This is a genomic window from Acidipila rosea (assembly GCF_004339725.1).
Classification (GTDB): Bacteria; Acidobacteriota; Terriglobia; order Terriglobales; family Acidobacteriaceae; genus Acidipila; species Acidipila rosea.
In genome coordinates this window covers 177,869-201,001 of the sequence record NZ_SMGK01000001.1, presented here as the reverse complement: position 1 = coordinate 201,001, position 23,133 = coordinate 177,869, and the positions used below count along the sequence as shown (strand labels likewise).

Genomic DNA, 23,133 nt, shown 5'->3' with positions numbered 1-23,133 from the left:
TAAACGCACTCGCAGAACATAATGCCTCTGGCCGTTGCCCGGCGCTTCTCCGGCAGCGGCCATCGAGGCTGGTAGCATCAGCACTGTGCTCTCGCTCGACACTCCTGTTCAATTCGTCAAAGGCATCGGCCCCCGGCTTGCCGCTCCGCTCAACGCGAAGGGCATCGCGACGGTGGAAGACCTGCTGTTCCATCTGCCTTTCCGCTACGAAGACAGGCTGCATCCCTCGTCTCTGCGCGACCTGAAGGCCGGCGAGATGGCCAGCGTGATCGCCGAGGTGCGCGGCGCCAGTCTGCTCAAGACGCGCTCCATGACGCTCTTCGAGATGACCGTCGGGCAGAACCTGTCAACGCTGAAGTGCATCTGGTTCCACGGCTCCTATCTCAAGGACAAGTTCAAAACCGGGCAGATGGTGGCGCTCTACGGCAAGGTGGAGGCGTCGCGCTCCTCCCGCGGCTTCAAGATGATCCAGCCGCAGTTTGAGCTGCTGCCGAGCGGCGACGAAGACGCCGAGGCGGAGCTGCTGGAGGTCGGACGTATCACACCCGTCTATGAATCGCTGGGCGGCACGCAGTTCGCCTCGCGCTGGCAGCGCAAGATCATCTATCGCCTGCTGGAGGAGCTGAAGGGCCGGGTGACAGAGACCCTGCCGCGCTCGATGCTCGACCGGCTGAAGCTGCTCGGACGTGAGCAGGCACTGGCCCAGGCACACTTCCCGCCTGCCGGAACGCCGATGACCCACCTGCAGGCGGCACAGACCCCGGCACATCGGCGGCTGATCTTCGAGGAGCTCTTCTACCTGGAACTGGGCCTGGAGCTGAAGAGACGCCGCCTGAAGGACCGTGCAGGCATCCCCTTTGAAACCGGCGACCGCGTGCGGCAGGCGCTGCGCGATGTGCTGCCCTTTCACCCGACGACGGCGCAAAAGCGCGCTCTGGGAGAGATCGTTGCCGATATGCGGAAGCCAGGCCCCATGCGGCGGCTGCTGCAGGGCGACGTAGGCTCGGGCAAGACCATCGTCGCGCTGCAGGCGATGCTGGTGGCCATTGAGAACGGCTACCAGGCGGCGCTGATGGCGCCGACGGAGATCCTGGCCACCCAGCACTACCTCGCCGCCCGCAAGCTGCTGGAGCGCTCTTCGCGCAAATACAGGATCGTGCTGCTGACCGGCTCGCTCGATGAGGATGTGAAGCGGCTGGCGCGGCATCGCATCTTCAACGGCGAAGCCGACCTGGTGATCGGCACTCACGCGCTCATCGAGGAAAAGGTGGAGTTCGCGAGCCTCGGCCTCGTTGTGGTCGATGAGCAGCATCGCTTCGGCGTGCTGCAGCGCTTCCGCCTGATGAAGAAGCCCAACGCAGGAGAGCCCGACGTACTGGCCATGACCGCGACGCCGATTCCCCGGACGCTGGCGCTCTCAATCTATGGCGATCTCGACCTCAGCGTGCTGGACGAACTGCCGCCGGGCCGCACGCCGATCGTCACCCGTCGGGTCTCCGACGAGCGGGCGGACGATGTATGGAAGTTTGTGCGCGAGCAGATAGCCAAAGGCTACCAGGCGTATGTGGTCTATCCCGTGATTGAAGGGGCGAAAGATGACCAGCCGGAGCTGGACTTCGCGCCTCCGGACGCCGAAGCGGAGCTGACCGAGCCTCCGAAGAAGGCTGCGAAGAAATCGACGAAGAAGGCCAAGCCGCAGAAGCTCTTCACGGAGAAGCCGGCGCTCAAGGCCGCGACCGACATGTATGAAGAGCTGCGCGCCGGCGCATTAGCTGGCCTGCGCCTTGGACTGCTGCACGGGCGGCTCCCCGCGGATGAGAAGGATGTCGTGATGCGGCGCTTCCAGCGCGGCGAGATCGACGTGCTGGTTTCCACCACGGTGATCGAGGTAGGCGTGGATGTGCCGAATGCGGCGATCATGGTCATTGAACACGCGGAGCGCTTCGGACTTGCGCAGATGCACCAGCTGCGCGGCCGCGTAGGCCGCGGCGCCGCCAAGTCCTACTGCATTCTGATGACGGGCGGCCGCCCGTCGGCTCAGGCCGAGGAACGGCTCGACGCGATGGTGCGGACACAGGATGGGTTCGAACTGGCGGAGCTGGACCTGCAGCTGCGCGGGCCGGGAGAGTTTTTCGGTACGAAGCAGGCGGGCCTCCCCGATTTCCGCGTGGCCAATCTGGTTCGCGATCGCGAACTGCTGGAAGTTGCCAAGCAGGAAGCAGAGCGCTTTGCCGTCCAGGCAAGCAACGAGGCCACCGAAGAGGAACGGGCCCGTATCTGGGCCCGACTCCGCGAGGCATGGCAGAGGCGCTATGGCCTGGTCGAGGCCTGAGCTCCCCCAGTACCGGGCCCCTTAGGTAATGTCTTCCGTGTCGAACACGCGGAGCGGCGGGACACCGTGGACCTGGCTTACCAGGTCCTGAACCACGTCTTCCAACTGGCGCTGGCTCTCGATCACGGCCGTCATGCTCTTGAGCTCAAGCGGGTCTTCAACACGCTCGAGCAGGACCACTGCGTGTGCCTGGGCTACATGATCGAGCCCCATGCCTTCAGGCGTCTTGGCCTTGATTCCCACGGCGTTGGGCTCCAGGTCGAGCAGGTCCGCGACACGTTCCCGCATCTCAGCCGCGAGTGGGGCGATCTTCGGTGCGGCCAGCACCAGCGTGGTGTCTACGTTGACAATGCGGTAACCGGCATTCTGTATCTCTTCCAGCGCCAGGTTGAGAAAAATAGAGGAGTCGGCGCCTTTCCATCGCGGGTCGCCCGGAGGAAAGAAGCTGCCAATATCCCCAGCTGAGACGGCGCCGAGCAGCGCGTCGGTAATCGCGTGCAGCAGCACATCGCCGTCGGAGTGCCCGGCAAGCCCCTCATGGTGCTCGATGCTGAGGCCGCCAATCCTGAGAGGGACGCCGGGCTTGAATGCGTGTGAGTCCCACCCCTGCCCGATTCTCATATTCATATTTTTCTTTCTTCAGCGCTTTGTGCGCTGTGACAGATAAAATCCCGCGAGCTCCAGGTCTCCGGGCTGGGTAATCTTGAGGTTAGTCGCTGAACCTGCAACTACGGCGACACTTACGCCGGAACGCTCGACGATGCTGGCCTCATCGGTGCCGGTGAAGCCATCGGCTGCGGCCTCGGCAAAAGCACGCTTGAGCAGTCCGCAACGGAAACCCTGAGGGGTTTGCGCCTGAACGATGTACTCCCGGGGAATGGTCGCGGTGATGATGGCGCCGTCCGCGGTGCGCTCGACCTGCTTGATGGTATCGACGGCAGGCAGGCCGACAATCGCCGCGCCATGCTTGGCCACAGCATCGATCGTGCGGCTGATGGTAGCCGGGTCGATAAGCGGTCTGACCGCATCGTGAACCAGCACGATGTCGTCATCCTCACACTTAAGAGCTTGCAGCGCATTGGCGACGCTCTCCTGGCGGGAATCTCCGCCCTCGACGACCCAGACCTTCTCGGCCAGGCCATAGGAGCCGACCTGCGCCTCTACGCGAGGCATCTCCGACTTGCGGACGGCGACGTAGATCGACTTGACCTCTGGCACCTGGGCAAAAGCCCGAAGACTGTAAATGAGAATGGGGAGTCCATCAAGATCGAGGAACTGTTTGGGCGAGGAGGTCGAGTGGCCTGCGGCCATGCGCGTTCCCAGACCAGCGGCGGGGATGATGACAAATACCTGCATAGAAGAAAAATCCTGCAAAAGACGGAGTATACAGCAGTGAGACCCGCCGAAGCGGGTCTCGGGTTAGCAGTCCTGCTTCAGACTAGGTGGTCGGGCGCGGCTTCACCACCAGGAATTGAACCGGGACAGGGTTGCCGTTGGGATCCACCAGCTTGGGATTGATCGTCTGCGTATCGGTCAGCGACTTGACGTCGACATAGTGAACCAGATTGTCTCCGCTGGTGCCTACGAAGAAGATCGAGCCGTCCGGACTGAAGACACCCGCCAGCGGAGCAAGTGCTCCAGAGGAGAGCTGGACGTCAGAGATGGTGCCGGGCGTCGTCGCCGGAGTCGCCGGCTTGTAGACCGGCAGCACGCCGGTTGCATTCGACGAGTTGTAGGTCACGAAGGCCAGCGCCGAGTCCGGTGATGTAACCACCTGATCGATGTTCGTCGGGCTCACTCCCAGGGCGATCTGGTTAAACGTGGTGGGAATGGTGAGCGGCAGAGAATGGTTATTGCTCTGCGGACACGATCCCGGGAAGGTGTTGCCCGCCACCGATGTGCTCTGCGGAATCGTCACCGCTATATCGGTCAGCTGGCCGCCCGATCCGATCGTTGCGCCAATAATGTGATTGCCATCGTTGGTCGCGGCGAGCTGGTCCGTCTGTGCAGCAACCGTGGCCGCGTTGGGATAGTAAATGGGAGTAGCGCCGCGCGTATCCGGGCAGAATCCATTCGCCGTGGTGCTGGAGCCGGAGATAAACGGCCCTACGCTGGGAATGGTGATGGCCACGCCGGGCGAGCAGAAGGGATCCAGGTTGCTGTTATCCAGGGTGCAGGCAGGGCCGGAGGAGTAGGTCGTCTCGGGATAAACGCTCCACCCGGTCGAGATGTTGTGAACGTAGAGGGCATTCGGACCGGCAATGTAGAGGTTCTTGCTGTCAGGCGAGAAGACGGCGCTGGTGGCCGTGCCTCCGATGCTGGTGAAGCTACCATTCTTCGCAGTGTAGAGGTAAATCACATTGCGGACACGGTCGTTGATCACCACCGTCGTTCCGTCGGGAGAAACGGCCAGCACCACGCCCGGAACATTGATGTCCTGCTTGCTCAACGAATTCGACGCTGCCGCGACGACCATCAACTCGCGATAGCTGCCAAAGTAGATGTTCAGCCCGAGCTGGTCCATCACCATGGAGTTGGGCTGATAGGGAAGCTTGACCGGCGTGCCCACATTGCCGTTGGTCAGGTCGATGGGGGTAAAGAAGTTCGACTGTGGTGAGGCCATCCAGAGCAGGGTGCTGCTGCTGCCGGTCGACTTGACGACCAGCTTGTCGCTGACAATGGGCAGACCCGTTCCCAGGACGCCGATCTTGTTTACTGGCGCCGGGTTGCAGGTGCCCGGCTGGCAGATTGCCTGGATGTCTCCGGTCGTGGGGAAGAGCGCAGAGATCGCGCCGCCGGCGCTGACGCTGATCTGTTGCGGCTGCGTGGAGCTGTAGTCGAGCGACGGACCATTGATCGCCTGGCCCTTTGCATCCGTGATTGCGGCAGAGATGTTCTGCGGGCTGCTCGGGCTCACAACGATGGGATTCCCGTTGGCTCCGGTATGTCCATTGACCGTCAGCGAAATATTCGCCGGCGGGCAGGTGAAGAAGTAGCCCGCGGCCGAAGTTACCAGCGAGGTGGTGGCCGTGATCACGGTGGAGCCCGGCTGCAGGGCAGTGGCCACACCGTTGGTGCCGGTGGTCTGGCTGATGGAGACGATGCTCGGATTCACCGCGGCATAAGTGATATTGCCGACGTAATTCAGATTGATCGGGTTGCCGCTCTGGTCAAGCACCGTGGTGCCTGCAAGCAGAGAGGATGGCAACTGCTGATTCTGAGGGACGCAACCTGTCTGAGTCTGATCCGGGATGGTGATGGTGGAGATCGGCGGGTGCACGAAAACAGGGATGGGATTGCTGGACACACCGGCGCCGCTCGCTGTGATCTGCGCTACGCCCGGACCGCTCGGCGGGATGCAGATGGTGAAATCAGGAATGCCGCCCGCGCTGTTACGGTTCCAGGTGCCACCGCAGATCTGACCGGTATTCGGGTTGATATCCGCCAGGAGCAGATTGCTGCTGCCGTAGTTGTAGTGCGCGATGGTCTCAGTCGTTCCCACGCAGTCGGTTGCAGTCGGCTGCTGCACCTGCCCCGTCTGGCCATAGGCCAGGGAGATACCGGTCGTCTTTGGCTCCAGGTCGATGTTTGCCACCTGTCCAATTTTCAAACCATAGCCATGGTTGTTACGGACGCAGTAATTGTTCGGGTTGGCGCCACAGCCTGCAATGGATAGACCGACTGGTAAGGAACATAGAAGCAAAAGACAGAGGATAAGGAACTGCCGCATGAAACCTCCCCGCCCATGCCGCTGCTACTGCATGAACGGTTGAAAGAACCAGGGATCACCCGGTTCCCTTCCTGATGAAAGATATAGACCCGAAGCTTGAGTGTAAAAGCTGGCGGGTGCTTCGGCAAGGGCGAGGCAACAAGACTGCGCCGGAGAACCAGGGGAAGGCAGACCCGCTCCTGGTTCCAAACGCCCGGCGCCGCGGCAAATCTCAGGGCATGTACTGCTCAAACCAGCCCAAAGCCCGCTCCAGAACGTCGCGACGATGCTCCGGAGAAACGAAGCCGTGACCCTCATTCGGATAAACGACAAGCTCGGTGGGCACATGCTCGGCACGCAGAGCATGCCAGAACTCGAACGACTGCGGCGCAGGGCACTCCCCGTCGCGGTCGCCCACCACCACGAGCGTCGGGGTTTTCACGTTATGGATAAAGTTGATCGCCGAGCTCTTGGCGTAAACTCCGGGATCGTCATAAACCGATGCGCCGAAGAACGGCACCATCCATTGATCGATCGAGTTCTCTCCGTAGTAGCTCTTCCAGTTGGCAATGCCCGCGCCTGCGACAGCCGCATGGAAGCGGTGCGTCTGGGTGACGGCAAACATGGTCATGAAGCCGCCATAGCTCCAGCCGGTGAGTCCAAGGCGATGGTTGTCGATGGGGTGGTTCTTCTCAACGGCATCGACGCCAGCGAGGATGTCACGCAGGTCGCCGTAGCCGAAATCCTTGCGATTCGCCATGGTGAACTGCTCACCCTGCCCATAGCTGCCGCGCGGATTCGGCATGAGCACGAAATAACCCAGTGAGGCAAAAGGTACCCCGCCATAACCGGCATAGGGCCAGCGCGGCAGCACTGCGGACGACGGGCCGCCGTGAACCATGACGATCATCGGGTACTTCTTCGCAGGGTCGTAGTCTGCCGGGTAGATCAGCCAGCCCTGCACATGAAAGCCCTCATTCGTCCACTCGACCGACTCCGACTTGCCCCAGGAGGGCTTCAGCGCATCGTTGTAATGGGTGATGGCGGCGAGGGAGCCGGAGACCGGGCCCGTGTAGACCTCGGGCGCGCTTTCATAGGAGCTGCTTACAAAGGCCACGCGATCGAAGGTACGGTCAAACGAAAGGCTCAACTCCAGCCGTCCGTCACCGACGGAGGCCGCTCTGGTGAAGAGCGTGCGGCCTGCGGATGCCCCGCTGGCCGACATCGGATAATCCGCCACGCGGACAGATCCGCCGTCAACCTCCGACGCGATAATGTGCTGCTGCGGCGTCCAGGTGATCCAGGAGATGGTCTTGCTGGAACCCGGGGTCAGATCGACAGGCGCTGCGGAGCCATCGGCGCCGATCGCATACAGGTCACCGCCGGTCGCCCCCTGGTCGCTCATCAGGCCACCAATGAAGGCGATCCTGCTGCCATCCGGCGACCAGCGCGGTACGGCAATCTGCAGCCCATGCAGCGGACCCGGCGTCGTATCGGGGTCGAAGAGCACCTTCGGCTGCGCGCTATCGACGGGCTGGGTGTAGAGCTTCGCCACCCACCAGTTGTTTTCTCCCGGCGGAGGAGCGGCGACATAGGCCAGCTTTCCCGAGTCCGCCGACCAGTCGAATTCATAGACATGCAGGTTGGCAGGGGTGATCTGGCGAAGCTCGCCGGTCGAGGCGTCTGCCTCGGCCACGCGCTGCACTTCAAGCCCCTCCACTCCTATCACTCCCGCTGGCGGCTTCATCGCAGCCAGAGCGCCGGAGGGCCGCGTCGCGCCCTCGACATAGAGGAAGCCGAGATGTTTGCCGTCCGGCGCCCAGCTGAGCGATTTTGCATAGCCATTGAGCGCAGTCAGCTTCCGGGCTGTGCCGCCCTTCGGCTTGGCCAGGTAGATCTCTGTCTTGTGGTCTGCTCCGCAATCGGAGAAAAATGCCAGCTGGCTTCCATCCGGCGCCCAGGCGATGTGGTTTTCCGTTCCGGCCGCCCCGCTCGTGCAGGCGGTCAGGCGGCGCGGAGCATCCGGCTTTGTCACGGCTGCCGCTTCAATATCGGTGCCCCCATGCTCGGCCGCGACCACCCAGGCAATCTGCTTTCCGTCGGGAGAGAGAGCGGTTTCACTCACGCCGCGCACCTGGCTCAGGGAGGTCAGCAGCTGGGCTATGCGCGGGTCGGCGGCAGGTTTCGCAGCCTGCGCGACGGCAAAGACCGGTAAAACACAAAGAGGAAGGAGGACGAACAGAGAGCGGCGTGCGCGAAGGTGCATGCCGGGATACTAGCAGGTTGCGCTTCAGCGCTCCATCTGCACGATGGCCATGGCCAGTGTTTCAGTATGCGTCAGCGAGAGGGCGATGTGTCCTACCTGCAGACGTTCGGCAATGGAACGGGCGCGTCCACTCAGGTGGAGTGTGGGCCGTTCGCCCGCATTTCGCCTTACTTCCAGTTCTCTCCAGGTAACTCCGTGTTGCATGCCGGTACCCAGCGCCTTCGCTGCCGCCTCTTTGGCGGCAAAGCGCGCGGCGTAGCTTTCCGCGGCGTTTCTCTTGCGGCTGCAGTAGGCAATCTCTCCAGGCGTGAAAACACGCCCAAGAAACCGCTGCCCATAGCGCTCGATGGAGTGCGCTATCCGCTCGATCTCGATCAGGTCTGTTCCCGTGCCCACAACCATGACGTGTTTCCTTTTGAAGCACCCTGGCAAAAACAAGCCGGAACTGCAGTGTATACCCTTCGGGCCAAACGGAAGTACCGCGAAGTTTCAGGCGCTCCGGTCCGATCTATCCAGTGTGCGAGACGACCTTGAATTGATTGACTGGGACCTGAAACTGGCGGCTCTCAGCACGGATGAACCGCAGCGGCTGGTCCGCTTCCTGACCGGTGCGCTGGTGGCCTGCGGAGGCTGGGTGCTGAGCCGCAGCATCTGTGAAGCGGAGAGCGCCGAGATGAGCTTCGAGTTCCCGCGCTCCTCCTGCGTGGAGATTTATGCGGTGCTCATTGCGGCTGGGCTCGAATTGGGCCGCGAGTCGCACCTGAGGATGATGGAGCTGTGCCTCTGCACCAAAAACCTCCTCGAGTCGAAGGCCTTCGACATCGCCCGCATAAATCTGAGCGTGGGCATCGTGCACGCGGCGCAGAACAGCTCCTCCAGCGGGGAGCATCAGCCCCAGGTAGCGTAAGGTCCGCTTAATCGATCCCCAGCTTCTTCCAGATCGCATCCACCCGCGCTCTGGTCGCGGCATCCATCTCGATCATCGGCGGCCACGGACGCGTGAAGCCCTCGGCCTGCCACTTGCGGGTCGCGTCGATCCCCATCTTGCTGCCGAAGTTCGGCAGGCGCGAGGCGTGGTCAAGCGAGTCGACCGGGCCAAGCGTGAACTGGATGTCGCGCTCAGGGTCAATGTTGTTCGCCACCCGCAGCGTCACTTCGCCCAGGTCCTGCACATCGCAGTCCTCATCGACGACAACAACGCACTTGGTGAACATGGCCTGCCCTGTCGACCAGATGCCGTTCATCACCTTGCGCGCCTGCCCTGCATAACTCTTGCGGATGCTCACGATCATCAGGTTGTGAAACACGCCCTCCACCGGCAGGTTGATGTCCACAATCTCAGGCATGGTCAGCCGCATCAGCGGCAGAAAGATGCGCTCCACAGCCTTGCCCATCCACGCGTCTTCCATGGGCGGCTTGCCCACAATGGTCGCAGCATAAACAGGATTTCGGCGGTGCGTGATGCAGGTGATGTGAAAGACAGGGTATTCGTCTTCCATCGTGTAGAAGCCCGTGTGATCGCCAAAGGGGCCTTCGGAGCGCAGCTCGTCCAGTTTGACGTAGCCCTCGAGGATGATTTCAGCGTGCGCAGGCACTTCCAGATCCACAGTCTCCGCTTTAACCAATTCCACCGGCTTCTGACGCAGGAAGCCCGCAATCATGAACTCCTCAACCTCTGGCGGCGCGGGCACGATGGCAGAGAAGGTGGTCGCCGGATCGGTGCCGATGGCGACGGCCACCTCCAGCCGGTCACCCTTCAGCTTGGTCAGCGCCATGTTCGATGTGCCACCGGCTGTCTCGGCCATCGCATTCACGCGCGCGGAGAGCGATTCGCCGGCCGCGGCGCGCAGCTTTTCGCGCATATGTTCAGCGGCGACCTTCTGCCGCTGCCAGTGCATGCCTGTCGTCTGCCCGTCATAGACCTGCATGCGATACATGCCGACATTGCGCTTGCCCGTCTTCGGATCGCGGGTGATGACGCAGGGCAGCGTGATGAAGCGGCCGCCATCCATGGGCCAGCACTGGAGCACCGGGAAATCGAGGACGCTGAAGTTTTCGCGCAGAATGACTTCCTTGCAGGGCGCGTCGCGATTCGGGATAACCTTGGGAAAGAACTTGCCGATATCGGCGAGCATGGGCAGCATTTTGAGCTTCTCCAGCAGCCCCTCCGGCGACTTGACCTCGAGCAGCGCTCGAATGCGCCCCGCTATCTCGTCCAGAGAATCGACGCCCAGCGCAAGCTTCATCCGGCGCTCGCTGCCGAACTGGTTCATCAGCACGCTGCCGCCGGGGTAGCCCTTGACCTTTTCAAAGAGCAGCGCCGGGCCGCCCGGCGCATAGCCTTTCGCGCCTCCGCGCTTGCCTGCCTTGGAAGCGCGATCGGTGATTTCGGCGATCTCGAGAATCGGATCGACCTCTTCTCTCACCCGCTTCAGCTCGCCTGCCTTGTCGAGCGCCTTGATCCAGTCCCGCAGTCCGTCGTAAGCCAATGTCTTCTCCCTCGAGTGCCCTAACTCTTCATAGTAGCGGGTGAGATCGGCATAATTGCAAAAGGGCTGGCCCAGTTTAGAAACATCGCTTCCACGTGATCCAGCAGCGTGGAGCGGATGGGTATCATCAGCCGGGCGGAAGAACCATCCGGGGCTACTGGCAACTGGCGTTCTTCACACCATCCAGCGCGATAAAGGTAATGCTGGCGGCAGGCAGCACGACCTTCCCGCGTTTTGTCTTGACGCCATGCAGTGCTGGAACATTGCCATCTGCCGTCAACTCCAACGCCTGCCCATTAAGATCCACCTTGTTGTCCATCAGGTTTGCGGCTGAAAGAGTGTAGCGCTCGCCCTCCATCGGTAGCGAAACCTCTTTGCTCTCCGACCTATCCGCATTGATGGCAAGCAGCGCTACATCCCCTGAGCGCCCCCGTAGACAATGCGCGTAGAGATAGAGATCCGCCGAAGGAGAGGGGCCGGCATCGAGCACGGTAGTCCCCATAAGCTTGCGCCACAGCAAGGCCGACCAGTAGTTCGGCCTTGGCTGCAGGGTACGCTCGTCAATGAACGCATAGTCGCTGGCCGCGAGCGTATTGTGCATCACCACCTGCACCCCAAGTTTCGCCAGCACCCCCAGCTGATTCAGATAGCGGAAGCTGTCAATGAAGTCCGCGGCCCATGGATTTCCGCCACAGGCCGTCTCTCCTGTCTCCGTGACCCAGATTGGCTTGCCCGGGTCGAAACGGTCACGCAGCTTTGCATAATACTTTTCATCGGCTACCGTGCGAAACAACCACTCTCGCGTCAAAGCCTTGTCCGGAGTTGACAGGGCTGTGGTGCCGGGCCTGACGCACCGTTGCGATACGCCGCCATAGAAATGGTAGGAAAACACATCGACTTTCCGATTCATAGCCGCAAGCATGTCTTCCGACCTGAGCATATGAATCCCGACCGCATCACCCAGTGGCTGCCCCTCCCCCACAGACCCGGGGCCCAGCACTTTCATCGCAGGAGCAGCCTCTCTTACGAAGGACTCAAACGCCTGAAAATCTTTGCCGTACTGCTTCGCATCGTAACCTTTGGGCGCGCCGCCCATGCTTGCAAAGTTGGGCTCGTTGAACATCTCTGCCGCTGCAATGCTTCCACCGATGCTCTTCGTATAAGCCAGAAACTTTCGAGCCTCCACCGGAGTCCACATGCCCTGCGCATCGCGTACTCCCGGGCTGATGGCAAAGGAGGTCACAATCTCCGCATCCACTGCGTGCGCAAAGTCTACGACGCCCTTCCACTGCTTTCGAGTCAGCACACTTTTGAATCCCGCGGGCGGCTTCGCAAGCTGGGGCTGAGCCGCATCCTCGAAGTATGTCGAATTCGCCCACGTTCCGCTCACCCGCAAGTACGATGGGCCCAGAGCGGCAGCCATCCTGCGCAGGCGTGGATTGGTCAGATCGATGGGCGAACGATAACGATAAAGTGAGGGGTCCATGCCCGCCGGGGTGCTTTGATTCGAAGCCACGGACGCAGGAGGGTGCTCCGAAGCCTGATTATAAGGGGCCCAGAACTTTCCCCCGGTAACTTCAAGCATCTCGACATTGAACGACTGGTAGCGCTCGCTGACGGAGCCCAGCCTCGGCATCTTTGCCGGATTCAAATCTGCAGATTGAGCATCAACAGCCACCGGAGCTGCGGCAATAATCGTAAGCAGCACGCAACCGAGAGTGCTATATGACCCGTAACCAGTGCGTATGCGCATTACAGATATACCTCGTAAATGTCCGGCCACACCAGGACGCAGGAAGATATACAGCGACCTTCGCGAGCCAGTCAATCTCACCGCGGGCCTCACAAGCCCTCGCTATACTGAGGGGGAGGATCTACACGCGTGCATCTTGAACGCATTCTGAATCGCACCCGGCATACGGTTGCCGAGCGCAAGGCCGCAACCCCTGTTGCCGCGCTTGAGCGGCTCGCTGCCGAGCACACGCCGCGCGGCTTTGCCAGCGCTCTCCGTGCAAAGGCCGCCAGCGGCCCGGCGATCCTGGCGGAGCTCAAGAAGGCTTCGCCGTCCAAGGGTCTCATTCGCCCCGAGTTCGATCCACCGGCGCTGGCGCGAGAGCTGGCCGGAGCAGGTGCGGCGGCGCTCTCCGTGCTCACCGACGAGCCTTTTTTTCAGGGCAGCCTGCGCAACCTTGAACTTGCTTCAGCGGCCGTGGCGATTCCCTGCCTGCGCAAGGATTTCATGGTGGACGAATACCAGATTGTCGAGGCGCGCGCGCACCGGGCAGACGCGATTCTGCTGATCGCCGCTGCGCTCACCGATGCGGAGCTTACCCACCTGAACGCGGCTGCGCGCCGCTACGAGCTCGACGTACTGTGCGAAGTGCATACAGCGGAAGAGCTGGACCGCGTGAGCGCTCTGGGCTGCGCCGCGTATGGGGTGAACAACCGCGACCTCACCACCTTTGAGGTGCGGCTGGAGACATCCCTCGCACTGGTGGAGAAGCTGCCGCGCCACGCTGTCCATGTGGCCGAGAGCGGCATCCACACCCTCGATGACCTCAACCGGCTGCGGGAAGCAGGCTTCCACGCCTTCCTGATCGGCGAGTCGCTGATGCGTCAGAGTTCGCCGGGCGCGGCGCTTGAGGCGCTGCTGTCGCCAGCGGACGCGCGCGTTTAAGCATCGCCGCGCCTAGACTGCCTGGTCTTGGTCTGCGCCGGAAGGAGAGACAGCTGCAAGCTCCGCCGCATGCCTCGCGGGAAAGCTGACATGCCCATCATGGACGACGGAGTGTCGCTGAAAATGCACGTCGTCGCGAACCGGAAAGTCGCTGCGGAAGTGTGCGCCGCGGCTCTCCTCGCGAGCCAGCGCCGAGCGCACAATTAAATCTCCGATGACATGCAGGTTGCGCAGTTCCAGTGCTTCGCGCGTGGCGGGATGCAACGGCAGGGCCGCAGCAATCTCCCCGAGGTCGGACTGCGCCCGGTGAAGCTGCCCGGCGTCGCGCAGCAGGCCCGCGTTCTGCCACATGGTGTTGCGCAGCCTCGTGCGGGCCGCATCATTCGTAGCGGTGCTCTCGGGCATGATCGCCGGGGTGGGCTGCACGGCGTCCCCTGGCAGAGCTGGTGCCTCGCGCATGGCGCGGGCTGCGCGCGCGCCAAAGACCAGCCCCTCCAGCAGCGAGTTGCTGGCAAGCCGGTTCGCCCCGTGGACGCCGGTGCAGGCAGCTTCCCCAGCCGCGTAGAGGCGAGGCAGCGATGCGCGCCCATCCAGGTCTGTGCGAACGCCGCCCATCAGGTAGTGCGCGGCCGGTCTCACCGGAATGAGATCGGTGGCGAGCGAAAGTCCATGCTGCGCGAGAAAACGCGAGATGCCAGGAAACCGCTGCGCCAGGTCGATCCCCTGCACGTGCCGCATGTCGAGATAGACCTTGCCGTGGAAGCCCTCACGGGTAATGGCGCGGGCCACGACATCGCGCGGCGCAAGCTCCAGCAGGGGATGATAGCGCACCATGAAGCGCTCACCGGCGGCATTGCGCAGCCACGCTCCCTCGCCGCGCAGCGCCTCAGAAAGAAGGAAGCGCGGCACGCCGCTCAGGCTCAATGCCGTCGGGTGAAACTGATAGAACTCCATGTCCGAGATCTCGGCGCCGGCACGCGCCGCCATGGCAATGCCATCCCCGGTAGCCACGGCGGGATTGGTTGTGTCGCTATAGACTTGCCCCGCTCCGCCGCTCGCCAGCAGCACAGCACGGGCTCTGACCGAGTGGAAGACGCCTTCGCGATCCAGCAGCGTAAGGCCCACGACGCTGCCATCCTCCACCAGCAGATCGACGCACATCGTCCACTCCAGCAGCGTGAGGTTGGCGAGCGCACGCGCATGCCGCAGAAGCGAACGTCCGATTTCAGCGCCCGTTGCATCTCCATTCGCGTGCAGGATGCGGTTGCGGCTATGCGCCCCTTCGCGGGTGAGCATCAGCTTGCCATCCATCCGATCGAATCCTGTACCCCAGGCCAGCAGCTCCTCAACGCGCAGCGGACCCTCCTCCACCAGCACGCGGGCTGCCTCCCGATCAACGAGACCATCCCCCGCTGCCACCGTGTCCTCAAGGTGCAGCGAGACATCCTCCTGTCCGCTCATGGCGACAGCGATGCCCCCCTGCGCGTAGTTGGTGTTGGACTCTCCGAGTTGCTCCTTGGTGATAACGAGGACGCGGCCGGACGCGGCCAGCTCAATCGCGGCACGCAGTCCCGCAATGCCCGCGCCTACGATCAGATAATCGGTCTCTGCTGGGATCGGCATAACTTTCAAGGCTACTACCCTTACTCGGAAGATGGTCGAACGCGGGCCGGTTTACGTTGATGAGGGGCAAAGACTGCAGGCTTTCTGTCAGTATCCGTTCGCAATCAGATATTCGAGCGAAAGCTCAAACCCGGAGTGCTGCTTTTTTTGCGCAAACTTGAGCAGCACATCCGCCTCAAGATTAACCGGCGACCCGGGCGTGAGCGTATGCAGATTCGTATGGGCGTAAGTGTGCGGAATGATCGCGACGCTGATCGCCTGCGGCTCGACCCGCGCGATAGTCAGGCTGATGCCTTCAATGGCGATCGAACCCTTCTCGACCAGGAAGGGCATGATGGAGTCAGGCACCCCGATGCGAAGCCACCAGTCGCTCTGTTCCCCGGCAGCAGGTGCGACAGGTTCGAGCGAAAGCAGCGTGCCTGTTGCATCGACATGGCCCTGCACCACATGGCCTCCAAGCGGCGTGCCCGCCGGTGTAGGCAGTTCCAGGTTGACGGCGGAGCCAGGCCTGAGAGTGCTGAGCGAGGTGCGGGCGACTGTCTCGGCCGCAAGATCAGCGTGGAAGAGCGGCGGCTCGGCCGTAATGTCGAGCGCCGTCAGGCACACGCCGCTTACTGCGATGCTGTCGCCGGGCTTGAGGCGCTGCGCCAGCCCTGGAGCAGTGATCGCGATGCGCAGCGCTCCGTCGCGGCCTTCCAGGGCTGCGACGGAGCCGGTAGCTTCAATGAGTCCTGTGAACATCTTCCTCCTGTTGCCAGGGGTCGCGGAGGTAGGCGTCAAGCCGAAAATCCGGGCCGCTCTGGTCGATGGCCGTTCGCAGCATTACAGGTGCAAGCTGCTCCGTGCCGCTGGAAAAGGGAATGCCTCGCGCCCCAAGCAGGATAGGCGCATAAAAAAGCGTCAGCTTGTCGACAGCCTGCGTCGCAAAGGCGGAGTTGTTGATCTGCGAGCCTGCCTCGATCATCACCCGTGTCATCTTCATTTCGCCGAGCCGCTCGATGGCCCGCTTGAGAGAGACGCGGGGATTGCCGATGCTGGCATCGATACGCTCCACGCGGATACCCAGCGCCTCCAGCGCGCGCTGGCGCTCGGGGATGGGAGTGGTGCAGAAAACGAGAACATCGTCCTTGACCGAGCGCACCAGCTTCGAGTCCAGGCGCAGCCGAAGCGCGGAGTCGAGCACCACCCGGAGCAAGGGCCTGCGCCGCGGCAGACGGGTGCGGTCGGTGAGCAGCGGGTTATCTTCAAGCGCAGTATTGATGCCTGTGATGACCGCGTCCGAGTCGTGGCGCATCTGCTGCACGGTCTCCAGCGATTCGGCACTGGTGATATAGAACGGCGCCGTGCGCGCGACCTTGGCAGGCGCGGGCGCGATGCGTCCATCCAGCGACATGGCAGACTTCAGCGTGACAAAGGGCAGCCCCGAGCGAATATGGCGGGCGAAACCGTCATTGAGATCGCGCGCCTCGGTCTGCCGTACGCCGACCGCCACTTCGATACCGGCGCTGCGCAGCTTGGCCAGCCCGTTTCCGTTGACGACCGGGTTGGGGTCGGCGGTAGCAGCGACGACCCGGCGAATGCCCGCGGCAATCAGCACATCTACGCAGGGCGGGGTGCGCCCCTGGTGAGAGCACGGCTCAAGCGTGACATACGCCGTCGCGCCCTGGGCCTCGCCGCCTGCTTCCTTCAGCGCGACGATCTCAGCGTGATCGAGCTTGTCGTACTCGTGGAAGCCCTCTCCAACCACGCGGCTGCCCTGCACGATAACGCAGCCTACGGTCGGATTCGGAGTCGCCAGGGCTGAAGCGCGCCTCGCCATGGAGAGGGCTCGCGACATCCACTCGGAGTCGGCTGCGCTTTTGGCTGAAAAATTCTTCTCGGTCAAACGTATCCTCTCGTGCAGTCCCGGGGAAAGAGTTCAAGCGCCCAGCAGCGAATCCACAAAAGCTCCGCTGTCAAAAGGCAGAAGGTTTTCCAGCTTCTCGCCTGTACCCACAAAGCGCACCGGCAGATTCAACTCCTTCGCGATCGCAATCGCGATGCCGCCCTTGGCGGTGCCGTCGAGCTTGGTAAGTACGATGCCGGTCACGCCGGCGAAACTGGTGAAGAGGCGCGCCTGCTGCAGACCGTTCTGTCCGGTAGTCGCGTCCATCACCAGCAGCACCTCGTGCGGAGCATCGGGGATAAGCCGCTGCGCCGTGCGGCGCATCTTGTCCAGCTCCGCCATGAGGCTGTTCTTCGTGTGCAAACGCCCGGCAGTATCGACCAGCAACACATCGATCGCACGGGCCTTGGCCGCCTGCAGCGCATCGTAAAGCGCTGCCGAGGGGTCGCCGCCCTGCCGTGTCTTGATGATCTCGACGCCGCTGCGCTCAGCCCAGACCTCCAGCTGCTCGATAGCCGCCGCGCGAAAGGTATCGGCAGCGCACAGCATGGCGGTCTTTCCCTGGGCACGGTAGAAGGCGGCCAGCTTCCCGCTCGTGGTCGTCTTGCCGGTTCCGTTGACCCCCACCATCAGGATGACTTCCGGTCCGATGGCGACCGTCTTCGGGGGCTTCTGCTGTTCGTCGAGGATAGCTTTGAGCTGCGCGCGGAGCAGGTCTTTCAGCTCGGCTCCGTCGCGGATCTGCTGCCGCTTCGCATGCTCGCGGAGCGCGTTGACTACCTCCGTCGTCGTCGCGACGCCGAGATCAGACGCCAGCAGGCTCATCTCCAGCTCTTCAAGCGCCGCCTCGTCCACCTCGCGGGTCATCGCGAGGACGCCTTCGATGCGATCGTTCAGGCTCTCGCGGGTGCGCGAGACTGCCTGGCGCATACGGTCGAAAAGCCCTTTTTTCTCAGGCTCTTCTGCCTCTTTCAAGCTGCCGAACAGGGTCTGAATCATGGCACTCCGTGGGCTTTGCCCTTATCTCTGAGTGTAACAAGCGGCCGCCCGCCCCGACAGAGAGCGCTACCCGGAGATGCGGGCGTCGGCCGCCCGCCGCGGCTCGACGACCACCTTGCCATTGAGATAGAGCATCGACATCGCCGCAACCACGTTCTCGTCATAGCGGATGCCCCCAAGCCGGTTCAGCACTTCGAGCACGTAGTCAGGGTCCATTGCGGACTGGTAGGGGCGCGGTGTCGTCATGGCATCAAAGCTGTCGGCCACTGCAATGATGCGAGCCATCATCGGTATCTCATCGCGATGCAGGCCATAGGGATAGCCACTGCCATCCAGCGATTCGTGGTGCAGTTCCACGCCGGGGATGAGATCGTTGAGCGCATCGATAGGCCGCAGGATGGCCGCGCCTTTTACCGTATGAGCTTTCACAATCTCAAACTCTTCCGGCGTCAGCGACGCGCTCTTGCTGATCACGCTGTCGTCAATGCCGAGAGTTCCAATATCGTGCAGCATGGCCGAGAGACGGATCCGCTCCACCTCGGCCGGGTCGATGCGCAGCTCATGCGCAATGAGCGCGGAGTAGCGGGCAACTCGCTCGGAGTGGCCGCGCAGGTAGCCGGTGCGCTCGTCCACCGCCTTGGTGATCATGCCAATGAACTCTTTGAGCACATCGAAAGAACTATCGGGAGCGGCAGCCGGAACCACCTCCTCGGGCTTGCGCGGGCGAGGCAACAGCGCAACCAGAGCCCCTGCAGACACCCCCGCAAGCAGCCCCCAGGCGACGCCGAAGTGTGCGCCTGCGAAGACTCCGGACGTGCTGGAAACAACTGCTGCAGCAAGAGCATGCATCCCCTGGCGGCGATGAGGAGAAATAGTCAGATCGAACCGGCCTCCGTCTCTCGTGAGCTCATTCTCAGCTTACCCAAGCGGATGCCGCGAAACAGTCCCTCTAAAGTCGTAGATAACATCCTCACTCGTCGCGACCCGGACGCGCCATCAACTCCTCGATCGCAGCCAGAGGAGAGCGTTCCCCCTTCAGAATCGCCACGACCTGCGAGGTAATCGGCATCTCCACCCCATATCGCTCCGCCAGCCCCAGGGCGGCAAACGCCGTCGATACGCCCTCAGCCACCTTGCCGTTCAGCCCCGCCAGCGCATCCGCCAGCGTAGCGCCGCGACCCAGCTGGATGCCCACGCTGCGATTGCGAGAGAGAGACCCGGTGCAGGTGAGGATCAGATCGCCCATGCCGGAGAGGCCGGCCAGCGTCTCCCTGCGCCCGCCGCAGGCGACGGCCAGCCGCGTCGTCTCCGCGATGCCGCGGGTGATCAGCGCGGCGGCTGAGTTGTGGCCCAGTTCCAGCCCGGCCACAACACCGGCCGCCAGGGCAATGACATTCTTCAGCGCACCCCCGAGTTCCACCCCGACCACATCGTCATTGGTATAGAGCCGCAGGCTGCCGCTGCCAAACTCCTGCTGCAGGAGCGACGCAACCCCCGTATCGCTGCAGGCGATGGTGACCGCTGTAGGCGCGCCTGCCGCCAGTTCCTGGGCAAAGGAGGGTCCACTGAGGACGGCCACCGGCAGGCTGAGATTGCGCGCGGCCAGCACCTGCGCGATGACTTCGCTCATGCGCAGCAGCGTCCCGTCTTCAATGCCTTTCGTAGCGCTGACCAGGATCTGCCCAGCATGCAGATGAGCAGCGAACGATGCATAGGAAGCGCGCACATGGCGCGAAGGCATCGCGCTGAGGATAATCTCCGCGCCGGCCAAAGCTTCGGCGACATCGCTGCTGACCGTGATTTCGCCAGGCACGGCAAAGCCGGGAAGAAAGAGCTTGTTTTCACCCGTCCCGCGAATTGTGGCAGCCACCGCAGGGGAATGCGCCCAGAGCGCAATCTGATGGCCGCCGCGTCGCCACAGGCTGAGCGCAAGAGCCGTTCCCCAGGCGCCTGCACCCATCACCGCGATCCGGCTCATGCGCCGCTCGCTTTCGATCCGCCAAATCGGTATTCCGTGCCATGCAACAGCCGCGCAATGTTCTGGTGATGCTTCAGAATCACGACAGCGGGGATGACAAACAGCATCGCCAGCACCCACGGACTGCGCTGGCCGTGCGGCAGCAGCAGTGCATAGACGGGGATGAAAAACGCTCCGGCAATCGAGGCCAGCGACACATAGCGCGTGACAGCCACCACCAGGATGAAAGTGGCGAGACTGAGCCACGCCGCCCAGGGCGCAAGCGCAACAAAGAGCCCAAAGGCAGTGGCTACGCCCTTGCCGCCTTTGAAGCCGAGCCAGACTGTCCAGATGTGACCGATGAGGGCGCAGAGTGCGGCCAGAGCTGCAGCATGGCCCAGCCCCGTGCTGGTGGCGTCAAAGCGCATCATGATCCAGCGTCCGGCAACGACGGCCACATAGCCCTTCAGTGCGTCGAGCAGAAAAGTGAGCGCTCCGAGGCCCTTGGCGCCCGAGCGAACCACATTCGTCGCCCCGATATTGCCGCTGCCTTTCTCGCGGATATCCTCCTTGCGAAACATCCGCACGAGAATGTATCCAAAAGGAATGGAGCCAAGCAGGTATGCGGTGGCCGCGATGAGCAGATAGGGAGTGAACTGCATTGCGATTATGAGTTTAGCAAGTCCTCAGCCGCGCGGCTTCACCAGACGGTTACGCTCGTAAATGATGCGCAGTCCGTCGAGGGTCAGCATGTCGTCGATACCCGTAATATGCTTCGAATCGCCAGCGATGATCTTGGCGAGTCCCCCCGTGGCGATGCACTTCGTCTCCGGCCCCAGCTTCGCGATCATTCGTTCGAGAATGCTGTCCACCAGCCCGATGTGGCCGTAGTAGAGGCCGATCTGCAGGTTATCGATGGTGTTGGTGCCGATGACCTTGGCGGGCTTCTTGATCTCGACGCGCGGCAGCCGCGCGGCGCGTGCAAACAGCGCCTCGGCAGAGATGCTGAGCCCCGGCGCAATCGCGCCGCCGAGAAACTCGCCCTTCTGCGAAATCACATCGAAGTTGGTCGCCGTGCCGAAGTCGACGACAATGCAGGGGCCGCCGTATTTCTCAAACGCGCCCACGCAGTTCGCGATTCGATCCGCTCCGGCTTCGCCGGGGTTATCGGTGAGAATCGGAAGGCCTGTCTTGATGCCCGGCTCGATGAAGAGGGGCTTCGGATGAAAATATCGTTCGCAGAACTGGCGCAGAATCCAGTCGATCGGCGGCACCACGGACGAGATGACGATGCCGCTGACCGTATTGCTGTCGATGCCCTCGCTCGCGAGCAGATTGCGGACCAGGATGCCGTATTCATCTGCCGTCTGCGCGTGACGCGTGCTGATGCGCCAGGTCGCGCGCAGGCCTTCCGTGCGGCCATCTTCCTGCACGTTATAGATGGCGATGACCGTATTGGTGTTATTGACATTCAGGACCAAGAGCATACTTCAGCTTCTCCCGTTTGCTTCGCGAACTCCGCCGGAGAGAACCCTGCGAAGACCCTGCGGCGTACGCACCAGCAGAAATCCGCGAGAATCCAGCCCCTCGGTTATGCCACAAAACCGCTCTGCTTCCTCTACGCAGACAGCCTTGCCGCTAATCCAGCTCGAGCCTCGCTCGAGCCTGGCCATAATCTCCTGCTGCACCTCGGCGGCCTTCTGCGGCAAGGTGAGCGCGCTTACTTCCCTGTCGAGCGACTTCAGCAACGCGGCCAGCAGTTCCTGCCGCGGCCAGTCCCGGCCGGTTTCGATGTGGAGCGATGTGGCGATATCCCTCAACTCCGGCGGAAACTGCGCCTGATGAACATTGATGCCGATACCGATGACGAGATGACGAACGCGGGTGACCTCGGCGTTAAGCTCCGTCAGAATGCCGCAAAACTTCTTCCTGCCGAAGAGCAGATCGTTCGGCCAGCGAAGATCCGCCTCAAGCGAGGTAAGCTGCCGCACCGCGCTCTGCACCGCAAGCCCCGCCGCCAATGAGATCCACAGCACATCCGCGGGCGCAATCTGCGGCCGCAGCAGGACACTGACGTAGAGCCCTGAACCCGGCGGCGACGACCACTCGTGCGCCCCACGGCCGCGGCCCGCGGTCTGCTCATCGGCCAGGTAGACAGAGCCGTGCGGAGCGCCCATCTCGGCCTGCTGCATCCCATGCGTGTTGGTCGAGTGAATGGTCGGGAAGTGGTGCAGATTCCCCGCAAAGGGCATGCCTTCCAGCGCAGTGTCGAGCGCAGGCAGATCGAATGGATCGTCGATCAGCATGCGCCTCAGTAAATCTCCGCCGTAATGCGCATGCTCAGGTCGACCGCGATCGCCGAGTGGGTCAACGCACCGACGGAGATGTAATCGACGCCGCTGAGCGCATACTTGCGAATGTTTTCAAGCACGATCCCGCCGGAGGCTTCGGTAGGAATCTTCTTGCCCGTTTCCTTGATGATGGCAATGGCTTTCTTGATCTCCGCAGGCGTCATATTGTCGAGCAGCAGCGACTCGGCGCCGTGCTCGAGCGCCGTCTTCAGTTCGTCAAAGGTGCGAACCTCGATGTCGATCGTCTGTCCCGGCTTGCGCAGCCTGCAGGCGCGTTCGAGCACCTTCTCAATGCCGCCGCCGAGTGAGATGTGATTGTTCTTGATCAGGATTCCATCGGAGAGGTCGAGGCGATGGTTCGTGCCGCCGCCACAGCTGACCGCATACTTGTCCAGAATGCGCAGGCCGGGCACCGTCTTGCGCGTGTCGAGCAGCGTGGCGTTGGTGCCCTTGATCGCATCCGCATACTGGCGGGTGAGCGTGGCGATGCCGCTCATCCGCTGCATCAGGTTGAGAATCACGCGTTCGCACGCAAGGATGACGCGCGCGTTGTGCCGGATGACGGCCACCGCCTGGCCTTTCTTGACGCGCACGCCGTCGAACATCTCCGGGTGAGAGATGACTTCGTAGCGGCCACTGTTACGTTTATCGAGCCGCGCAAAGATATCGAGGAAGCTCGAGATACAGCCGAGCCCCGAAATGACGCAATCCTGCTTAGCGATGACGGTCGCAGAGGCACGCAGAGACGGGTCGATGGTGATGGCAGTGGTCGCATCGCTGGTCACCTTGTCTTCTATCAGCGCCTGTTCGAGCACAGCCTCGATGCGCTTGCTTTTCCAATCCAT

General features: G+C 62.4%; 20 protein-coding genes. 3 read left to right on the top strand and 17 right to left on the bottom strand.

What is annotated here, in order from left to right; translation table 11 throughout:
* Positions 1 to 85 precede the first annotated feature (85 nt).
* Complete coding sequence (gene recG / locus C7378_RS00885; RefSeq protein WP_131992624.1) at positions 86 to 2,332, top strand: ATP-dependent DNA helicase RecG; 2,247 nt, start codon at positions 86 to 88, stop codon at positions 2,330 to 2,332.
* Positions 2,333 to 2,353: 21 nt separating this feature from the next.
* Here the strand turns inward: recG and ispF are convergent, their stop codons facing one another.
* From ispF to acpS, 5 genes are all read right to left on the bottom strand, one after another.
* Positions 2,354 to 2,959 (bottom strand): 2-C-methyl-D-erythritol 2,4-cyclodiphosphate synthase, encoded by a 606-nt coding sequence (gene ispF / locus C7378_RS00880; RefSeq protein ID WP_131990780.1) that lies wholly within the window; start codon positions 2,957 to 2,959, stop codon positions 2,354 to 2,356.
* A 12-nt stretch (positions 2,960 to 2,971) separates the two neighbouring features.
* The gene (gene ispD, locus C7378_RS00875; RefSeq protein ID WP_131990778.1) at positions 2,972 to 3,688 is read right to left on the bottom strand and encodes a 2-C-methyl-D-erythritol 4-phosphate cytidylyltransferase; all 717 of its coding nucleotides are present in this window, start codon (positions 3,686 to 3,688) and stop codon (positions 2,972 to 2,974) included.
* An 82-nt stretch (positions 3,689 to 3,770) separates the two neighbouring features.
* The gene (locus tag C7378_RS00870; RefSeq protein ID WP_131990776.1) at positions 3,771 to 5,927 is read right to left on the bottom strand and encodes a YncE family protein; all 2,157 of its coding nucleotides are present in this window, start codon (positions 5,925 to 5,927) and stop codon (positions 3,771 to 3,773) included.
* 346 nt (positions 5,928 to 6,273) lie between these two features.
* Positions 6,274 to 8,307 carry an alpha/beta hydrolase family protein gene (locus C7378_RS00865; RefSeq protein WP_131990774.1) on the bottom strand — a complete coding sequence of 678 codons (2,034 nt, stop codon included), beginning with the start codon at positions 8,305 to 8,307 and terminating at the stop codon, positions 6,274 to 6,276.
* A gap of 24 nt (positions 8,308 to 8,331) precedes the next feature.
* On the bottom strand, positions 8,332 to 8,709 hold the full coding sequence (acpS, locus tag C7378_RS00860; protein ID WP_131990772.1) for a holo-ACP synthase: 378 nt from the start codon (positions 8,707 to 8,709) through the stop codon (positions 8,332 to 8,334).
* Between acpS and C7378_RS00855 the strand changes: the two genes are divergently transcribed.
* Entirely contained in the window at positions 8,708 to 9,214 is a 507-nt protein-coding gene (locus C7378_RS00855; protein ID WP_131990770.1) for a hypothetical protein, read from the top strand. The two genes, acpS and C7378_RS00855, sit on opposite strands and share 2 nt — an antisense overlap.
* Positions 9,215 to 9,221: 7 nt before the next feature.
* Here C7378_RS00855 and C7378_RS00850 read toward each other — a convergent pair whose 3' ends face one another.
* Entirely contained in the window at positions 9,222 to 10,796 is a 1,575-nt protein-coding gene (locus tag C7378_RS00850; protein ID WP_131990768.1) for a UbiD family decarboxylase, read from the bottom strand.
* 154 nt (positions 10,797 to 10,950) lie between these two features.
* Positions 10,951 to 12,549, bottom strand: a complete 1,599-nt coding sequence (locus tag C7378_RS00845) for a glycosyl hydrolase family 79 N-terminal domain-containing protein (RefSeq protein WP_131990766.1) — start codon at positions 12,547 to 12,549, stop codon at positions 10,951 to 10,953.
* Positions 12,550 to 12,678: 129 nt separating this feature from the next.
* Between C7378_RS00845 and trpC the strand changes: the two genes are divergently transcribed.
* Positions 12,679 to 13,473: an indole-3-glycerol phosphate synthase TrpC gene (gene trpC / locus C7378_RS00840; protein WP_131990764.1), complete on the top strand. Its 795-nt coding sequence runs from the start codon at positions 12,679 to 12,681 to the stop codon at positions 13,471 to 13,473.
* 12 nt (positions 13,474 to 13,485) lie between these two features.
* Here the strand turns inward: trpC and C7378_RS00835 are convergent, their stop codons facing one another.
* The 10 genes from C7378_RS00835 to nadC all read right to left on the bottom strand — a co-directional run bounded on the left by C7378_RS00835 (position 13,486) and on the right by nadC (position 23,133).
* Positions 13,486 to 15,096, bottom strand: a complete 1,611-nt coding sequence (locus C7378_RS00835) for an L-aspartate oxidase (RefSeq protein WP_131990762.1) — start codon at positions 15,094 to 15,096, stop codon at positions 13,486 to 13,488.
* A gap of 87 nt (positions 15,097 to 15,183) precedes the next feature.
* Positions 15,184 to 15,837, bottom strand: coding sequence for a riboflavin synthase (locus tag C7378_RS00830; protein WP_131990760.1), 654 nt, complete (start codon positions 15,835 to 15,837; stop codon positions 15,184 to 15,186).
* Positions 15,818 to 16,981 carry a bifunctional diaminohydroxyphosphoribosylaminopyrimidine deaminase/5-amino-6-(5-phosphoribosylamino)uracil reductase RibD gene (ribD, locus tag C7378_RS00825; RefSeq protein ID WP_243647970.1) on the bottom strand — a complete coding sequence of 388 codons (1,164 nt, stop codon included), beginning with the start codon at positions 16,979 to 16,981 and terminating at the stop codon, positions 15,818 to 15,820. Before ribD ends, C7378_RS00830 begins: the two co-directional genes overlap by 20 nt.
* 33 nt (positions 16,982 to 17,014) lie before the next feature.
* Complete coding sequence (ftsY, locus tag C7378_RS00820; RefSeq protein ID WP_131990758.1) at positions 17,015 to 17,980, bottom strand: signal recognition particle-docking protein FtsY; 966 nt, start codon at positions 17,978 to 17,980, stop codon at positions 17,015 to 17,017.
* A 66-nt stretch (positions 17,981 to 18,046) separates the two neighbouring features.
* Positions 18,047 to 18,829: an HD-GYP domain-containing protein gene (locus tag C7378_RS00815; protein WP_131990756.1), complete on the bottom strand. Its 783-nt coding sequence runs from the start codon at positions 18,827 to 18,829 to the stop codon at positions 18,047 to 18,049.
* A 121-nt stretch (positions 18,830 to 18,950) separates the two neighbouring features.
* Positions 18,951 to 19,958, bottom strand: a complete 1,008-nt coding sequence (locus C7378_RS00810) for an NAD(P)H-dependent glycerol-3-phosphate dehydrogenase (RefSeq protein ID WP_131990754.1) — start codon at positions 19,956 to 19,958, stop codon at positions 18,951 to 18,953.
* Positions 19,955 to 20,599 carry a glycerol-3-phosphate 1-O-acyltransferase PlsY gene (gene plsY, locus C7378_RS00805; protein ID WP_131990752.1) on the bottom strand — a complete coding sequence of 215 codons (645 nt, stop codon included), beginning with the start codon at positions 20,597 to 20,599 and terminating at the stop codon, positions 19,955 to 19,957. The genes C7378_RS00810 and plsY overlap by 4 nt, the downstream gene beginning before the upstream one ends.
* Before the next feature lie 24 nt (positions 20,600 to 20,623).
* The gene (locus tag C7378_RS00800) at positions 20,624 to 21,424 is read right to left on the bottom strand and encodes a type III pantothenate kinase (protein ID WP_131990750.1); all 801 of its coding nucleotides are present in this window, start codon (positions 21,422 to 21,424) and stop codon (positions 20,624 to 20,626) included.
* A gap of 3 nt (positions 21,425 to 21,427) precedes the next feature.
* A complete protein-coding gene (locus C7378_RS00795; RefSeq protein ID WP_131990748.1) occupies positions 21,428 to 22,243 on the bottom strand; it encodes a biotin--[acetyl-CoA-carboxylase] ligase in 816 nt (271 codons plus the stop codon).
* A gap of 5 nt (positions 22,244 to 22,248) precedes the next feature.
* Positions 22,249 to 23,133, bottom strand: a complete 885-nt coding sequence (nadC, locus tag C7378_RS00790; protein WP_131990746.1) for a carboxylating nicotinate-nucleotide diphosphorylase — start codon at positions 23,131 to 23,133, stop codon at positions 22,249 to 22,251.

Coding starts and splice junctions, on each gene's coding strand:
- ispF (WP_131990780.1), bottom strand. CDS start 2,959: ATGAATATGAGAATCGGGCAGGGGTGGGACTCACACGCATTCAAGCCC.
- ispD (WP_131990778.1), bottom strand. CDS start 3,688: ATGCAGGTATTTGTCATCATCCCCGCCGCTGGTCTGGGAACGCGCATG.
- C7378_RS00865 (WP_131990774.1), bottom strand. CDS start 8,307: ATGCACCTTCGCGCACGCCGCTCTCTGTTCGTCCTCCTTCCTCTTTGT.
- C7378_RS00855 (WP_131990770.1), top strand. CDS start 8,708: ATGACGTGTTTCCTTTTGAAGCACCCTGGCAAAAACAAGCCGGAACTG.
- acpS (WP_131990772.1), bottom strand. CDS start 8,709: ATGGTTGTGGGCACGGGAACAGACCTGATCGAGATCGAGCGGATAGCG.
- C7378_RS00845 (WP_131990766.1), bottom strand. CDS start 12,549: ATGCGCATACGCACTGGTTACGGGTCATATAGCACTCTCGGTTGCGTG.
- C7378_RS00835 (WP_131990762.1), bottom strand. CDS start 15,096: ATGCCGATCCCAGCAGAGACCGATTATCTGATCGTAGGCGCGGGCATT.
- C7378_RS00830 (WP_131990760.1), bottom strand. CDS start 15,837: ATGTTCACAGGACTCATTGAAGCTACCGGCTCCGTCGCAGCCCTGGAA.
- ftsY (WP_131990758.1), bottom strand. CDS start 17,980: ATGATTCAGACCCTGTTCGGCAGCTTGAAAGAGGCAGAAGAGCCTGAG.
- C7378_RS00815 (WP_131990756.1), bottom strand. CDS start 18,829: ATGCATGCTCTTGCTGCAGCAGTTGTTTCCAGCACGTCCGGAGTCTTC.
- C7378_RS00810 (WP_131990754.1), bottom strand. CDS start 19,958: ATGAGCCGGATCGCGGTGATGGGTGCAGGCGCCTGGGGAACGGCTCTT.
- plsY (WP_131990752.1), bottom strand. CDS start 20,599: ATGCAGTTCACTCCCTATCTGCTCATCGCGGCCACCGCATACCTGCTT.
- C7378_RS00800 (WP_131990750.1), bottom strand. CDS start 21,424: ATGCTCTTGGTCCTGAATGTCAATAACACCAATACGGTCATCGCCATC.
- C7378_RS00795 (WP_131990748.1), bottom strand. CDS start 22,243: ATGCTGATCGACGATCCATTCGATCTGCCTGCGCTCGACACTGCGCTG.
- nadC (WP_131990746.1), bottom strand. CDS start 23,133: ATGGATTGGAAAAGCAAGCGCATCGAGGCTGTGCTCGAACAGGCGCTG.